General features: G+C 64.4%; 11 protein-coding genes. 5 read left to right on the forward strand and 6 right to left on the reverse strand.

Going from position 1 to position 15,337, the window contains the following annotated elements:
• The first annotated feature begins 53 nt into the window (after nucleotides 1-53).
• The 4 genes from ACFSDX_RS13375 (at nucleotide 54) to ACFSDX_RS13390 (ending at nucleotide 4,292) form a co-directional block, all read left to right on the forward strand.
• Nucleotides 54-1,655, forward strand: a complete 1,602-nt coding sequence (locus ACFSDX_RS13375) for a PAS domain-containing sensor histidine kinase (RefSeq protein ID WP_382314315.1) — start codon at nucleotides 54-56, stop codon at nucleotides 1,653-1,655.
• Nucleotides 1,656-1,856: 201 nt separating this feature from the next.
• Nucleotides 1,857-2,507, forward strand: coding sequence for a response regulator transcription factor (locus ACFSDX_RS13380; RefSeq protein WP_382314317.1), 651 nt, complete (start codon nucleotides 1,857-1,859; stop codon nucleotides 2,505-2,507).
• Between the two features lie 220 nt (nucleotides 2,508-2,727).
• Nucleotides 2,728-3,822, forward strand: coding sequence for a PAS domain-containing protein (locus ACFSDX_RS13385; RefSeq protein WP_382314319.1), 1,095 nt, complete (start codon nucleotides 2,728-2,730; stop codon nucleotides 3,820-3,822).
• Between the two features lie 113 nt (nucleotides 3,823-3,935).
• Complete coding sequence (locus tag ACFSDX_RS13390; RefSeq protein WP_382314321.1) at nucleotides 3,936-4,292, forward strand: hypothetical protein; 357 nt, start codon at nucleotides 3,936-3,938, stop codon at nucleotides 4,290-4,292.
• Nucleotides 4,293-4,384: 92 nt separating this feature from the next.
• Here the strand turns inward: ACFSDX_RS13390 and ACFSDX_RS13395 are convergent, their stop codons facing one another.
• The 6 genes from ACFSDX_RS13395 to ACFSDX_RS13420 all read right to left on the reverse strand — a co-directional run bounded on the left by ACFSDX_RS13395 (nucleotide 4,385) and on the right by ACFSDX_RS13420 (nucleotide 13,989).
• Complete coding sequence (locus ACFSDX_RS13395) at nucleotides 4,385-5,665, reverse strand: M16 family metallopeptidase (RefSeq protein ID WP_382314323.1); 1,281 nt, start codon at nucleotides 5,663-5,665, stop codon at nucleotides 4,385-4,387.
• 185 nt (nucleotides 5,666-5,850) lie between these two features.
• Complete coding sequence (porV, locus tag ACFSDX_RS13400) at nucleotides 5,851-7,068, reverse strand: type IX secretion system outer membrane channel protein PorV (protein ID WP_382314325.1); 1,218 nt, start codon at nucleotides 7,066-7,068, stop codon at nucleotides 5,851-5,853.
• Nucleotides 7,069-7,186: 118 nt separating this feature from the next.
• On the reverse strand, nucleotides 7,187-11,248 hold the full coding sequence (gene porU / locus ACFSDX_RS13405) for a type IX secretion system sortase PorU (protein WP_382314327.1): 4,062 nt from the start codon (nucleotides 11,246-11,248) through the stop codon (nucleotides 7,187-7,189).
• Between the two features lie 96 nt (nucleotides 11,249-11,344).
• Entirely contained in the window at nucleotides 11,345-12,106 is a 762-nt protein-coding gene (locus ACFSDX_RS13410) for a CDP-alcohol phosphatidyltransferase family protein (RefSeq protein WP_382314328.1), read from the reverse strand.
• A gap of 26 nt (nucleotides 12,107-12,132) precedes the next feature.
• Nucleotides 12,133-13,323 carry a carboxypeptidase-like regulatory domain-containing protein gene (locus tag ACFSDX_RS13415; RefSeq protein ID WP_382314330.1) on the reverse strand — a complete coding sequence of 397 codons (1,191 nt, stop codon included), beginning with the start codon at nucleotides 13,321-13,323 and terminating at the stop codon, nucleotides 12,133-12,135.
• 21 nt (nucleotides 13,324-13,344) lie between these two features.
• Nucleotides 13,345-13,989 carry an MBL fold metallo-hydrolase gene (locus ACFSDX_RS13420; RefSeq protein ID WP_382314332.1) on the reverse strand — a complete coding sequence of 215 codons (645 nt, stop codon included), beginning with the start codon at nucleotides 13,987-13,989 and terminating at the stop codon, nucleotides 13,345-13,347.
• A gap of 195 nt (nucleotides 13,990-14,184) precedes the next feature.
• Here ACFSDX_RS13420 and ACFSDX_RS13425 point away from each other — a divergent pair, with 195 nt between their 5' ends.
• Nucleotides 14,185-15,306 (forward strand): NAD(P)/FAD-dependent oxidoreductase, encoded by a 1,122-nt coding sequence (locus ACFSDX_RS13425; protein WP_382314334.1) that lies wholly within the window; start codon nucleotides 14,185-14,187, stop codon nucleotides 15,304-15,306.
• Nucleotides 15,307-15,337 lie beyond the last annotated feature (31 nt).

Below are 15,337 nucleotides of genomic sequence, written 5' to 3' on the forward strand. Positions count from 1 at the left end.
TGTACGTTTTATAGTCTGGGCGTAATCTTATTGTTCTTCACCGCAGTAAGCCTATGATTTCTCCGGACCCCCACCTGGCGCTGCAAGACCTGCGCGCCCGCGCCGAGCGGCGGCGCCTGTCGGTGGAGGCCATACCAACCGCAGTGGACCCCGAATTGCAGGACCTCGTGCAGGAGCTGCAAGTGCACCAGATAGAGCTAGAAATACAGTACGAGGAGCTGCTGCTGACCCAGGCCGAGGCCGCCCGCCACCACGCCGAGTACGTGGACCTCTACGACTTTGCGCCCGTGGGCTACTGCACCCTAGGCGCCAGCGGCACCATCGAACAGCTTAACCGGGAGACGGCCAACTTGCTGGGCGCCACCCACCAGCAGCTACTGCACCGGCGGCTGGCGTTGTTTGTGGCGCCCGAGGAGCGCGCGCAGCTCGCCGATTTTCTGGACCAGCTGCTGGCCGAGCCCGGCCAGCGGCACACCTGCGAGCTAACCATGCGCCGCCACGACGAGTCGTCGCTGGTGGCCCAGCTCGACGGGGTGGCCACGGCCCCCACGCCGGACCAGCTCGCGAGCTACCGCCTAGCGCTGCTTGATGTGACGGCCCGCCGCCAGGCCCGCGACGAGCTGGCCCGCAGCGAAGCCCGCTTCCGGGCCACCTTCGAGCAAAGCCGCGATGGCATGCTGCTGCTCGACGACTTTCACATTGTGGATGTGAACGACGCCGCCCTGTGGCTGATGAGCCGCACCAACCGCCAGCAGGTGGTGGAGCACCACCTAGCCGAGTTTTGGCCCGAGTACCAGCCCGATGGCCGGCGCTCGGTGGACATGCTCAGCGACTGCCTCGCGCGCGCCCGCGCCGAGGGCTGGTGCCGCCTCGAATGGATACGCTACGACTCGGCCGGCCAGCTAGCCTGGGATGAGATAGCCTTCAGCCCCATCTTAGCGCAGGGCAAGCCACTGATACAGGGCACCTGGCGCGACATCACGGCCCTCAAGCGCGCGCAGCAAGCCCAGCTCGACCAGCAGCAGCTGCTGGCCCGAGCGGTGCTGGCCGCCGAAGAAAGCGAGAAGCGCCGCATTGCCGAAAGCCTGCACAACGGGCTAGCCCAGCTGCTGTACGCCGCCAAGCTCAGCCTAGGGCAGCTCGACGCCGGGCAGTATCAGCAAGACCCGCACGCCTTCGGCCAGGCCCAGCGCCGGGTGGCCGGCCTGCTGTCCTCGGCTATTTCGCAAACCCGCACACTGGCCCACGAGCTGGTGCCGCGCACGCTCGAAGACTTTGGCTTGGAAGCGGCCATCCAGGACATCTGTGCCGACTACAGCCTGGCGCCCCTGCGCCTCACCTGTCACCTCGCCGACCTACCTCCTGGCCTGCCCACCCACCTCGCGCTGGCAGTATACCGCATGAGCCAGGAGCTGGCCAACAACATCGTGCGGCACGCCCACGCCACCCAGGCCCGGCTCAGCCTCACCGCCACCGACCACACCCTGGAGCTACAGGTCGAGGACAACGGCGTGGGCTTTGCCCCCGAGCCGCCGCGCAAAGGCATGGGCTGGCAGGCCTTGCAGGACCGGACGCGCCTGCTCAACGGCACCCTGCACCTCGATACCCGGCCGGGCCGCACCTGCGTCACCATCTCGCTGCCGCTAGGTAGCTAGCTCGCCTTTTGGGGCGAGGATGCGCAGGGGCGGAGACGGCCCCAATCTAAAAACCGCCTTAGCCAGCCATGCCAGCCACGCTAGCTGGCTTTTTTAATGCGTGGCAAGCAGCCCTAGGAGGCATTACCCGTCTTTACCCCTGCATTACCCTTACCGCGCCAACCGCCGCGAATAATTTAACGCTGCTGCTGTAGCCCGCTCATGATTCGTCTGTTTCTGGTTGACGACCACCCCATCATGCGCGATGGCCTGCGCGCCTTGTTTTCCCGCGAGCCCACTTTACAGGTGGTGGGCGAAGCCGGCCACGGCCAGGAGCTGCTCGAGCGCCTGCCCGCCACCCCCGCCGATGTCGTACTGCTCGACCTCCACATGCCCGTGCTCGATGGGCTGGCCACGGCCCAGCGCCTGCGCATCGAGTTTCCGGAAGTTAAAATCCTCGTGCTTTCCATGCTCCTGAACGAGCGGTACGTGGGCCAGCTTTTCGATGCCGGCGTGCGGGGCTACGCCCTCAAGAACAACGAGCTGAGCGAGCTGGTGCTGGGCATCCGCACCGTGGCGGCCGGCCGGCAGTTCCTCTGCAACGAGCTGAGCCTGCGCATGCTGAACCAAGTGCTGGCCAAGACTACCGAGCAGACGGCGGAGCCCGCCAATAATCCTTATAATTTTTCGCGCCGCGAAACCGAAGTATTAGTGCTACTGTCCAAGGGCCTTACTACCAGCGAAATAGCTAAGCAACTCTTCACCAGCAAGCGCACCATCGAAACGCACCGCCAGCACATGCTCGAAAAGAGCCAGGCCCGTAATGCCGCCGCGCTCATCAAGCTGGCCATGAGCCAGGGAGTGCTGTCCTAGGGCAGCTTGGCCTGATACTGAGCAGCCTAGGGGCTGGCGCACAGACGCCCCCCAACCAGCTACAGGCCTGCCGCCAGCGGCTTTTAGCCGCCGCTGGCGGTCCGCACTGGTGGGGGTAGTACATTTGCTGAAGGCAGGCCGCCGCGGCCCTGGCCTGCTTTTTGCAACGTACCGGCCGGCTACGGCAGCTTACTGCCTCGCCCCACTGTTTTTTCCCTGGATGACCTCTCCTCACGAAGCCCCCGCGCCGCTGCAAGCCGCAGCTACCGAAGTGCTCCGCCAACGTGCCCAGGCGCGCCTGGAGCGCTTTTTCCAGCAGGCGCCGTCGCCCATCTGCATCCTCGACGGGCCCAGTTTTGTGTACGAGTTGGTGAATCCCGCCTACCAGCGGCTGTTTCCGGGCCGCCACCTGCTGGGCAAGCCCGTGCTGGCCGCCCTGCCCGAGCTGGCCGACCAGGCTATCCCCGGCATCCTGCGCCAAGTGTACGAAACCGGCGAAACCTTTGAGGGCCGCGAGCTGCTGGTGCCGCTGGCCCGCGCCGACAACGGCCAGCCCGAGGACATTTACTTCAATTTTACCTACCAAGCCCGCTACAACGAGGACGACCACATCGACGGCATTCTGGTATTTGCCAACGACGTGACCGACCAGGTGCTGGCCCGGCAGGCAGTCGAGCGCGTTAACCGCGACCTGGAGGCCCGCGTGGCCGAGCGCACCCAGGCGGTGCGGGCGGCCCAGGCCGATGCCGAAGCCCAGCGCAAGCGCCTGCACGACTTGCTGATGCAGGCCCCCGCCCTCATTTGCTATTTCGAAGGCCCCGAGCACATTTTCCGGCTCGTGAACCCGCTCTACCAGCAGCTAGTCGGCGACCGGCCCATTCAGGACCTGCCCATCAGCCAGGCCATGCCTGAGCTGGCCGGCCAGCCCATCTTTGGGCTGCTCGCCGAGGTATATCGCACGGGCAAGTCCTTCTACGCCAATGAAATGCTGGTGCAGCTCGACCACGCCAACACCGGCACACTCGGCAACAATTACTACAATTTTGTGTACCAGGCCACGCGCAATGCGGCAGGCGACATTGACGGCATTCTGGTCTTTGCGTTCGAGGTAACCACCCAGGTCGTGAGCCGCCAGAAGCTGGAAAAAAGCGAGCAGCATCTGCAATCGCTCAACCAACAGCTCCTCTCCATTAACACGGAGGTGTGGGCCGCCAACGCCGAAATTCAGCTGATGAATGAGGCGCTGGCCAAGCTTCCTGCCGCCGCAGCACCCACTACAGCCGGCAACCCTACCGCCTCGACAAACCCCGACTAGCCTGGCCGACCCCGGCTACTGCATAGTACCGGAGTCGGCTTCGCCGCTTAGTAAAGTTCTATTCTCTATCTTGTTACTCTGGTTGCCCCATCTGGGGCGGCCATCTGCTTAGCATGGCTCTCTCGACGCTGGATTTTCAACAAGCCAGAATTAAGCAAGTTCTTTTTAAATCGCGCCTGCGCTCGGTGCTCTACGGTGTGCGCGAGGCCGACGCGGCCCTGTTTTCGCTGGCCGAAAACCCTTTTGGCCAGTGGCTTGCCACGGTGGTGAAACCCCACTACAACACCCGGCCCGAGGTGCGCGCCATGGAGCAGAACCTGCAAGCCACCCTACAGGCGGGCCAGGCTCTCGTGACCCAGTACCAGCGCGGCCAGATTGAGGAAGCCCGCACCGGCCTCTCTACCGTCAATACCTACGCCGACCAAATGGAGGAGCTTCTGCAATCCTTGGAAAAAGCCGTAGTCGCCTAGGTTAGGTGAGAAGGTGAGGAGGTTATAAAGTAAGGGGTGAGAAGGTAAGCGTTTGGCCTGCCTTCTCACCCCTCACTTTATAACCTTCTCACCTAAGCGCCGCCCGCCACCACGGCCAGCATGTCGGCGGGGCTGAGGTAGGTGCGGGCCAGCGCTTGCAGGTCGGCGGCGGTGGCGGCCTGGGTCTGGCGCACTAAGTGCTCGTAGTAGTCGGGGCGCAGGCCGTGCAGCAGCAGGTGCCGGTATTTGTCGGCCTGCTCAAACACGGTGGCCGTTTCGCCCAGCAGCTTGCCTAGGGTATAGTTTTTCACGGTTTCGAGCTCGCTCTCGTCCAGCAGCTCGGTTTGGAGGCGCTCGAGCTCGTAGGCGATTTCCTGGCGGGTGGCGTCGGCGCGGTCGCCGTTGACATCGGTGCCGATGACCAGCGTTGTGGCTTGCTCGCGGGCCACCACGCTGGCGTGAATACCATAGGTGTAGCCCTTGTCTTCGCGGATATTCTTCATCAGGCGCGAACCAAAATAGCCCCCCAGCACTTTGGCTAGCAGCAGCAGCTCGGGCGTTTGGGCCTCGGCTAGCGCCGGCCAGCGCCGCCCCACCCGCACCGACGCCTGAATACTCCCCTCGACCGGCACCGTTACCAGGCCGGTAGGGTAGCGGTCGGGCACGGGCGCCACGGGTGGTACGGCGGTGGCGCCCGCGCTGGGCTGCCACTGCCCCAGCACCTCGGCCACGGTGGCGGCGTAGGCGGCCACGTCGCCGCTCAGGAAAATCTCGGCGCCCGCCGGGCTGTAGGCCGCGGCGTGGAAGGCACGCAGCTCGTCGGCCGTGAGGCTGGCAAACGACGCCTCGTCGAACGGCCGGCCGTAGGGCGAGGCCTCACCAAACAGCTGGCGGTTAAACTCTTCGCTGGCCCGGAAGCTGGTTTTCTGGCGCTCTACCCTCATGCTCTGGCTGGTGCGGGTTTTCAGCTGGAGCAGCTCAGCCTCGGGGAAGGTGGGCGCGGCCAGCACCTCTTGCACCAGCGGCAGCAGCGTGGGCACGTGCCGCGCCAGGCAGTAGAGCGTGAGCGTGGCGTGGTCGGGGCCGGCCTCGCAGTCGAGCGAGGCGCCGTAGAACGCCACCTCGTCGGCCACCTGGCGGGCGGTGCGCGTGGCGGTGCCCTCGCTGAGCATGCGCGCTGTGAGCTGCGCTAGGCCGGGCGCGGGCTCCTGGTACTTGCCGGCGGGCAGCACTACTTGCAGGCGCAGCACCGGCTGGGCGTCGTTGGCCAGCAGGTGCAGGCGGGCGCCGTTGGGCAGGTGGCGCACGGTGGGCGTGGGCAGGGTGATAGTAGTAAGCGGGTGGGTCGGCGGCGGCAGCAGGCGGTTGAGCACGGCAGGAAACGGGGAAGAACTAACGATAGGATAACAGGCTATGCCCTAAACAAAGTTGTCATTGCGGAGAGAAGCGATGGTAGCAAGCGCATCAAAACGGGTGCCGTTCGGGTGCGCTTGCTGCGTCGTTTCTCCTCGCAATGACAACGTTGCTTTTGTCAGGGCAGAACCTAAAAAAAGGCCGCTTAGTTTGCGGGCGCGCCCTGGGTGCCGCCCGAGCCGCTTTCGCTGAAGGCGTCGGACAGCTTGTTGAGGTTGAAGTGCAGCGAGATGCGGATGGTCTCGGCCAAGGGGTTGGCGGCCGCGTTGGGCACCAGGTACGTGCCATCGACCCCGAAGGCCGACAGGCGGGCACCTAGGCCAAACGACAGGTATTGGCGGTTGCCTTTGTACTGGTTTTCGTAGTAGTAACCGGCGCGGGCCGCGATTTTGTTGTCGTACCAGTACTCCAGACCGCCGCCGATGTTGATTTCCTGCATCTCCTCCTTAAAGCCCCCCACCGCGTCGGTGAAAGACCCAAAAACACCGGAAATAATACCCTTTTGCAGGCGCGCGTTGTTGGCCTGCACCACGGCGGGGTCGTTAGGTGCCTTTGTGTCGTCGTAGTACGGCGAGGGCACCAGCAGCTTGGTGGCGTCGAAGGCGAACGTAATCTTGTTGTAGGCGTCGAGCTCGCGCGTGATGGCCGTGCCCAGGCGCAGCGTGGTGGGCAGGAAGCTCGGGATGGCCGCGTCGCGGTACACCATCTTGTTGCCGATGTTGGACACCGTGGCACCGAAGGCCAGGTTGTACGCCCCCGTGCCAATGGTCACATCCTTGTTGTAGTAAGCCCCTAGGTCGGCGGCGAAGGAGTTACCGGCCTGCGCGTCGTTGCCGGCGTAGCTCCCGATAAGGTTCGAGCGCACGTAGCGCGCCGAGATGCCCACCCCAAAGTTGTCGCTCAGCTTCTGGCCGTAGGAGAACGTAAAAGCGTATTCCTTGGGGTTGAAGCTGCCCTGCGCAATGTTGCGGTCGGTGGTGTAGTCAATCGAGCCTAGGTCGAAGTACAGCAGCGAGGCCGCAAAAGCGCCGCGGTCACCCACCTTGCCGTAGCCCGAGAGGTAGCTCAGGCTCATATCGTCGGTGACCTTGCGCAGCCAGGGCGAGTACGAGGGCGAAATGGCGTATTTATAATCCACAAACCCGAGCTTGCCGGGGTTGTAAAACGCGGCGTTGGCATCGGGCGAGGTAGCCACGCCCGCTTCACCCAGGGCCGAGCCGCGGGCATCGGGCGACAAGGTCAGAATCGGCACCGCCGTCGTTATCGTGTGGATGCCACCCGAGGTAGTTTGGGCCAGGGCCGCCGTGGCCACCAGCAGAAGAGCTGGCGCAACGGCCAGCGAACGAGAAAAAGTCGAAGTCATGAGGGTATAGAGATACAGCTTGCGAATGCGTGCAATTAAGGTTAAAGAAATACTGAAAGCCAAGTAATTGCTGTATCGATAGAATAAAAATAATACGGTTAAAGCCTGGACTCGTGCTTTAGTTCAGGAGAACTAATTTCTCAAATTTACTCACCGTCTGCTGGTCAGCCGGCGACCGGACGCTAATCCGATACACATAAACACCGCGCGCGAGCTGGTCGTTGTAGTCATCGCGGCCGTCCCAGCTCACGCTCTGGTTGTGCGAGGTGCTGGCTAGTACACTGGTTTGCAAAGTTTTAACTAATCGGCCGGCCACCGTAAAAATCTGCACCTGCACATCTATCTCCTGGCCGGCTTTGTTGTGGTCAAAGTGAAACGTAGTAAGGTTGCTGAACGGATTGGGGTAGTTGAGCACGTGGTCGAGGGCCAGCTGGGCCGTTTGGGCTACGATAAACTCTACGCTGCCCTCGGCCGAATTATTGTACGTATCCCAGGCTTTGACTTTAATGGTGTGCGGGCCGGGCGCCAGGTTTTTGTAGTCGTAGCGCAGCTGCCCGCGAGTAAAATCATCGACCGCGGCCGTGTACGAATCGTTGATAACGACTAGCTTAATGGGGTCATTGTCGAGGGTGGCGGTCAGCTCGTGACCCACGCCCGCCGTGGAGGTGTTGATGCCCGAGAGGTCGAAGAGCTTACCTAGGAGCAGCGAATTGACGCCGGTGAGGCCGCCCGACACGAACGAGTCGTCGTTCATAAAGAGCTGCACGGTGGGCGGGGTGGTGTCGGTGCTGGCGTTTTTGGCGGCCCCGCCCACCGGCACCAGCTGGTAGCCCTGGGCATCGACCTGGTTGGTGAGGTCGGCGGCGTAGAGGCTGATTTTGCCCAGGCCCGCGTTGTAGTTGATGTCCTTGGGCACCACGAACTTGACGCTGAAGCGGCCGGCGCGCACGGTAGCCTGGCCGCCGTACACCACGTTTTCCTGCACCCGCACGGGCACCGGCACGCCGCCCTGGTCACCTAGGGTATTCACGGTGGTGGGCTTATCGTAAATCGTGATGTCGGCCGTGCCGTTGAAGCTGGCATTCAGCACGCTGCGGTTCTCGACGTGCCCGCTCAGCCGCACCTGCCCGAGAGCCTTCAGCGTGTCGAGGCTCACTTGCAGCGAGGCTACGCGGCGGCCGTTGATGGAGTCGATGAGCACGCGCTGGCGGGGGTAGGCCAGGCGGGTGGTGGGGTCGGCCAGCAGGGTGTAATTGCGGTTGTTGAGGTCGCCGGCGGCGGCCGCTACCTTGGCCAGGCGGCTGGCGTTGCCGAGGTAGGGCAGGTCGCCGGCCGCGCTGCGGGCCAGCACCTGGCTGTAGAAAGCCGTGACCAGCTGCGTGTTCTGATACGAGTACACCACCCGCGTGGTGGTGAACAGGCCTACCGCGCCGGCCGTGGCATTGTCCGTCAGCACGGCTTCGCCGGCCGAGGTCAGGTCGGGATTGTCGTAAGTGCTGAGGTCGCAGGTGCCGGTGACGAAGAACGTGAGCCGGTTTTGGTTGGTAAGCGCCAGCAGCGAAGCCGTGGTAATAAGGCGCTCGTCGGTGACGCCGGTGGGGCCGCCGTGGCCGGTGTAGCCAATCAGCAGCGAGCCTTGGTTGAGGGCATCGTTGATGGCCGCCTCGGCGGCCGGCGAGCGCTGCCCGGCTGCCACGGTCTGTTGTGGGAAAAGGTCGAGGTAGTCTTTGCGAATATTGTAGGCGGGCTCGGCCGCTTGCAAGGCGGGCGCAAAAATCGACTCCGACTCGGTGGTGAAGGTCATACCGATGTTCGGGTCGTTGTCGTCGGCGGTCAGGGTCAGGCGATTGCGCCACTTGCCAAAGCCGGCCGTGCCATCGTAGGCAATCAGTTTATCGACTACCTGGCGGGCCTGCTCGTCGTTGGTGGCCTGGTCGCGGCGCTGGCGCGGGGGCCGCACCGGCAGGCGCCCCACCCCGATGTCGCAGGCCTCGTAGCGCAGCCCGTCAAATTCGGTCCAGGTGCCTTCGTTGTCATCAAGCAGCCCGAAATAGTCTTCTGAAGAATAAGTAGATACGCCTTCGGCTAGCGGCCGGGAGCCGGCCACGGGCAGGAACGACTCGCGCGACTCGTAGGTCGGTACCAGGTTCTGATTGTAGAGGTCGGGGTCGAGGTTGGGGTCGCTGGCGAAGGGGCGGCGGCTGTTTTTCCACCAGGCTGGTTCCTGGCTCTGGTCATTATGGGCGGCGGCCTTGTAGTCAAACGACGCATCGCCGAACAGGAGCAGGTAGTTGCGGCGGGTGGCGGGGCTGGGGTTGCGGTCGTAGACCTGCTTCATCAAATCGCGGATGGCGGTCACGTCCTGCGCACCCGAGGCGTACTCGTTGAATACTTCCTTGGTCGTAACCACGGCCACGTTCAGGCCGCTGGCGGTGCGGCGGTGCTGGGCCAGGCGCTCGGCCTGCTTCCGGAAGGGCGGGTAAGTCACAATAACTAAATCCAGCGTGCCGTTGGCGTTGAGCGCGTGCAAGTTCTGGTTGGCCACTTTGCCGAAAAGCCTAGGAGTGCCAAACGTGCCGCCCGGCTGGAAGGCCACGTACTCGCGCACCGAGTCGGTGTAAGCCACGAAGCTGCCATTGGCAAACGCCTGGGCGAGGGGCCGGCGTGGGTTGGTGACCTCCCACACCTGGGCGCCGGTGGCGTTGTCGAGGGCGTAGGTGCCCACCGAGCCAGCGCCGCGCAAGGTCAGCGAGCGAAACTCCAGCGCCGACGCGCTCAGGCGCAGCTGGCGCTGCACCAGCAGCTCTAGGTAGTCGAGGTAGCCGTTGGTGGTGGCGCTGGGGTCGTTGGAGGAAAAGTTGAGCACCACGCGCGGGTCGGCGGCCGGGCTGGCGGGCAGCGTGGCCGTGAGGTTACCGACGTAGGTATTGGCCACGGTGGTGAAAGCCAGCGTAGAGATGGCCGCCACCGGCAGCGCGCCGGGCAGCGCCGCACCATTGAGGCTAACCTGAAAAGACGAGCTTTGCAGCGCCGAGGCCGCCACCGCCACCCGCAGGCGCGCCACGCTGCCGGGCACTAGGTCGGCCAGCGCCTGGTTGGGATAAGCGTCGCCGTTGAAGCCGAACTCCTGCGAGGCGCCCGCCGCAAACCGCTCGCCCAGCCAGTGCCGGCCCGAGTGCAGCAGGTTGGTGAGGTCATGCTCGTAGAAGCGGCGGTCGGTGAACGTGGTGATGGCCGCGCCGCTCGGCGGGCTGGCGGGCGCGGCGGCGGTGGGCACCCGGCGGCCGGCGGCGCTGCCCACGGTCACGAAATAATAGGCCGTATCGGCATACACGTTATTGACGTGGCGAAAGCCCGTGGGCACTTTATTCGTGCTGTCGATGGCCCACACGTGCGGCCCCGGCGCGTAGAACAAGAAGTACTCGCCAGCATCAAATACGGCGTCGTTGTTGTCGCCCACCAGCAGCACGTTGTTTTCCACTAGGTCGTCGGGGCGCGAGGCAGCGTTGGCCTGCGGCAGCACGCCGGTGGCGTTGCCATACACCTGAATTCGGCGCGGGTCGATGGCGGCTACCGGCAACCCTAGGCTGCTCAACGCGGCCCGGTCGAGCTTGTAGATACCGCTGGTGGGCACCCCAATTTTAAACCAGTCGCCCGCGCGCAGCACTGAGGCGGCCGCAAAAGTGTGCACCGCCGTGGTGCGCGCCGCGCTAGCGGGGTCATCGCCCAGCTGATAGGCATAAGTAAACGATACCAGGCGCTCGGGCTGGCCGGTTTGGGCATTGCGGCGCACCGGCTGCACCAGTGCGTAGCTGATGGGCTGGCGGGCCTCGGTGCCGTAGCGCAGGCGCACGGCGGGCACGGCCGGCAACGGGGCGGTGCGCAGCAAAGCCGCGTCGGCAGCCGAAAAGGGCTCGTACACGGCGTCGCGCAAGGCGCCGGTGGCTACGGTGCCGGGCAGCCGCAGCGTGAGCGTACCGGCCGCTTCGCCCGGCCCGTGGTAGGCGCCCTGGAAAGTGGGCACTTTGCGCGGACCACCGCTAGCGGTAACTAGCTCGGCGTACGTATCCCAGGTAAGGCGGACGCTGGTGGTTTGCTCGCCGCCCTGGGCCTGGGCCGGCGCCCACCAGCCCGCCACCAGCAGCAGCACCAACCCAAACAAGCGGAAAAGTCTTTGCATAAAAACCCGTTACTGAACACGTAAATATCCGCACGGCCGCGCACTTCACCAGCGCCAAGGTCGCCATTCGCACGCGCTAACCGCCAACCCGCCAAATTATTGCGGGCTGCCGCTGGGGCTAGGCTCCACGCCGTCGCGGCTGCGCACCCGGCCGGGCACCGACAGCAGCACGTAGAGCAGCACCGCTACCGGGATACCGGCCGCCCGCAGCCAAATTACCAGCCCTAGGGCGAGCGCCACAAAAATGAACCGCCGCCGATTGCCTAACCAACGAAAGTTCTTAAACTTCAGCGCAAAGAGCGGCAGTTCGGCAACTAGCAGGCCCGAGAGCAGTACGGCCATTCCCACCAGTAACCACTGATTCAGAATAATAGGGCTAAGCCCAAAAGTATCGTTTGCCAGGATGAGCGGTAGCGAGGCCACCACCAGCGTGCAGGCTGGGGTAGGCAAACCAATGAACGAGGTCGTCTGCCGGGTGTCGTTGTTGAATTTGGCCAAGCGCAGGGCCGAGAAGATACTGATAATAAACCCTAGGCAGGGCAAGAACATCATCACGCTAGGCAACTCGAAATCGCTATGCCCAGGCCCTAACCCCATCGCTTCGATGAGCAGCTTGTACACAATCGCCCCCGGCACCACCCCAAACGACACCATATCGGCCAGCGAATCCAGGTCCTTGCCGATGGGCGACGACACGCGCAGCGCCCGCGCCAGCAAGCCGTCGAAGAAGTCGGCCACGGCCGCGATGCCCACTAAGTAGGCGCCGCTTACCAAGTCGCCTCTAAAGATAAAAGTAAGCGCCAGGCAGCCGCACAGTAAGTTGATGCAGGTTAGCGTATTGGGAAGGTGCTTTTTCAAGTAAATAGCGAGAATAAGAAGATAGGCTAGTTAGTCAACATCGTGCCAAACGACTTTTGCTGCTCGAAGGCGCGGATAATTTCCTCCTCCAGCGAGGTGCGCTTCACTACGGGGTTGTCGCGCCAGAAGACGGGGTCGTAGGCCGCCTGTTTTACGGCGGCGATATCCGATTCTTTGCCGTTGGGCGCGGCGTAGGTGAGGCCGGCCGGGGGCGTGGCCTGCCAATCGTAGAAGTACGCTAGCGCCGACGCCTTCAGCTGCACATCAGGCTTGAGCAGCCGGCCCATTGCCACGGTGTGGGTGGTGGTGAGGTGGTCGAGCACCGCCCCGGTAGCCGTGGGCCGAAACACGATTTCGTACTCCATCCGGCCTTCCTTGAACTTGAAAGTTGGGTTATTGGAGCGCATTTCGCGGTCGATACCCACCTTAAAACGCAGTATTTGGTACGTGTCGGTGTCAATAATAAGCGCACCCTGCACGTGCTGGGGGTTGAAGGCCGGCTTGCCCACAAAGGCCACTTCGGCCAGGTTCTGGCCGCCGCTTTGCGTGAGGCCCACCAGCCGCAGCGTATAAAACTCCGTGGTGGTAGGACTCAGAATGGCGCCCTTGCGCGCGGTGTCGCCCTGGGTTGAGTAGATATTAAACTCCTTAGTGAAGTAGGAAAAGTTCTTATAATTGAGCAGCGCTTTTTTTTGCTCGGCGTAGCGGGCCTGCGCCAGGGCAGTGCCTTCGAGGCCGGCGTTGCCGGCCTTGGCGTGCCACAGCATTTCCTGCACTTCGGTAGGTGTGCCGTCGAGGTAAGTTACCTGGCGGTAAAACGCCTGGCCGTAGCGCTTGGTCGGGTAGCTGCGCTGCAATTCGCGGTAGGCTTTGCGCAGCAGTTCGGCGGTGTAGCTGCCCATTTCCACGGCGGGCAGCGTCACGGGGGCGGGCGCCAGCGCGATGGCACCTAGGGCCCCGGCCGCCGCCACAGCCACCGTATCGCGTCCGTAGCTGAGCTGCGACACGACCAGCTTGGCCGGCAACCCCTTCAGTGTCAGCACAAACTCACCCTCCGCATTGCTGGTGGTGCCGGCCGCGCTGCCCAGCACTGCCACGCTGGCGTAGGGCACGGGTTGGCGCGTCTGCTTATCCAGCACTTTGCCGCTCACCAGCCCTTGGCCGTAGGCGGCAGTGCCTAGGAGCATCAGTCCGGCCAGGTGTAGAAGTTTTCTCATGCGCTGGTTTACCTAAAGCCCCTAGGTGAGGAAAGGGTTGCTGCGGCGCTCGGCCCCGATGGTGGTGCTGGGGCCGTGGCCGGGGTGCACCACCGTGGCGTCGGGCAGGGTCAGCAGCTCTTCCTTAATGCTCTTGAGCAAGGTGTTGTGGTCGCCGCCCGGCAGGTCGGTGCGGCCGATGCTGCTCTTGAACAGCACGTCGCCGCCCACCAGCTGCCCGCCCGCCGCGTCGTAGAACACAACGTGGCCCGGCGCGTGGCCCGGCGCAAAGCGCACGCTCAACTCACTTTCGCCCAGCTTAATTACCTGGCCGGCCGCCAGCTCGCCGGTGGGCTCGGCGGGTTCGTAGGCCGCGAAGCCGTAGGGGCCGGCGTAGGTGGGCACCGCCCGCAGGGTGGGCAGGTCGAGGGCGTGCAGCAGGAACGGGATGCCGGGGTAGGTATTCAGCACGAACGCATTGCCAAGCACATGGTCGATATGGGCGTGGGTATTAAGCAGATACTGCACGTCGAGGTCGTGCTCGGCCACGTAGTCGCGCAGGGTATCCTGCTCGGCCCGCGAGTAGGCGCCGGGGTCTACGATGGCCGTGGCCCGGGTGGCCTCGTCGATGAGCAGGTAGGTGTTTTCGGCGAAGCCGTTGAAGGTGAAGCTGACAATGCGAAGCATAGCGGCAAAGGTATTCGGTTTAGGTGGTTAGGGGAGGTGAAGGAGTGTACCGTGGACGCTGCGGGTCCGCGCGTGGGTAGGCTACCCAGCTGACTACGCGCGCGGACCCGCAGCGTCCACGGTACACTTCCCCAACTCACTCTTCGCCGCCGCCAACCGGCTCCTCCCCGCGCCGCGCGTATCTTGCCTAACAGAATGCAGACGGATTTCGACCTCTACGATTACCTGCTCATCGGCCACGGGCTGGCGGGCGCGATGCTGGCGCGCGAGCTGCGCGGCCGCGGCCACCGCGTGCTCGTCTACGACGAGCCGCGGCCCGACTCGGCCTCGCGCGTGGCGGCCGGCCTCATGAACCCCGTAGCCGGCAAGCGGTTCGCCCTCACCTGGCGCGCCCTCGACACGCTGCCCTACGCCGTGGCCTATTACCAGGACCTAGGCCGCGAATTGGGCGCGAATTTTTTGGTTGAAGCGCCTATTCTTAAAGTATTTGGCTCGGCGCAGGAGCAGCAGCAGATGGTGGCCCGCGCCGCGGCCGAGCCCTGGGCGGGCTTCGTAGCGGCCATCGATACCGAGCCCATCGCGCAGGCGGGACTGCTGGCGCCGCACGGCGGCGCGTGGCTGCGCGGCGGCGGCTACGTGCGGGTGGCCGAGCTACTGACGGCCCTGGCCCAGCAGGGCCGCGCCGAGGGCTGGCTGCGCGAAGAAACTTTTCACTGGGAAGCCCTGGTTAGCGACGCGGCGGGCGCCAGCTACGCGCCGGGGCGCCTCGTGGCCCGGCACGTGGTCTGCTGCCAGGGCGCGGCGGCGCTCGACTGCCCGTACTTTGCCTGGCTGCCCCTCACCCCCAACCAGGGCGAGGTGCTGAACGTGGAAGTACCGGGCCTGACGGCCGCCCAGGCGCTCAATCGGGGCGCCTACGTGGTGCCCGACGGGCCGGGGCGGTTTCGGGTGGGGGCTACCTACCGGTGGCCGCCATTTGCGCCGGCCGGGTCTAGTGAGGGTGAAAGCGAACTGACCGAGCGCCTCGCCGGCCTCACGCCCCTGCCCTACCGGGTGCTGGGGCTGCGGCGCGGCACCCGACCCGCCGTGCGCGACCGCCGCCCACTGCTGGGCCGTCACCCCGCGCTGCCGTGGCTGAGCGTGTGCGGCGGCTTCGGCTCGAAGGGCGTGTCGCTGGCCCCTAGGCTGGCCGCGCTGCTGGCCGACCACCTGGGCGGCCAGGGCGAGCTGTGGCCCGAGGCCGACGTGGCGCGTTATTACAAATTATACCCTGCTGATTTACCAGAAAATAAGCCGCGCATCTCTTCGTTAGGATAGCGACTACTTGGCTTGCGACTTCTCTCCCGTT

It is taken from the genome of Hymenobacter bucti, from assembly GCF_042681145.1.
Classification (GTDB): Bacteria; Bacteroidota; Bacteroidia; order Cytophagales; family Hymenobacteraceae; genus Hymenobacter; species Hymenobacter bucti.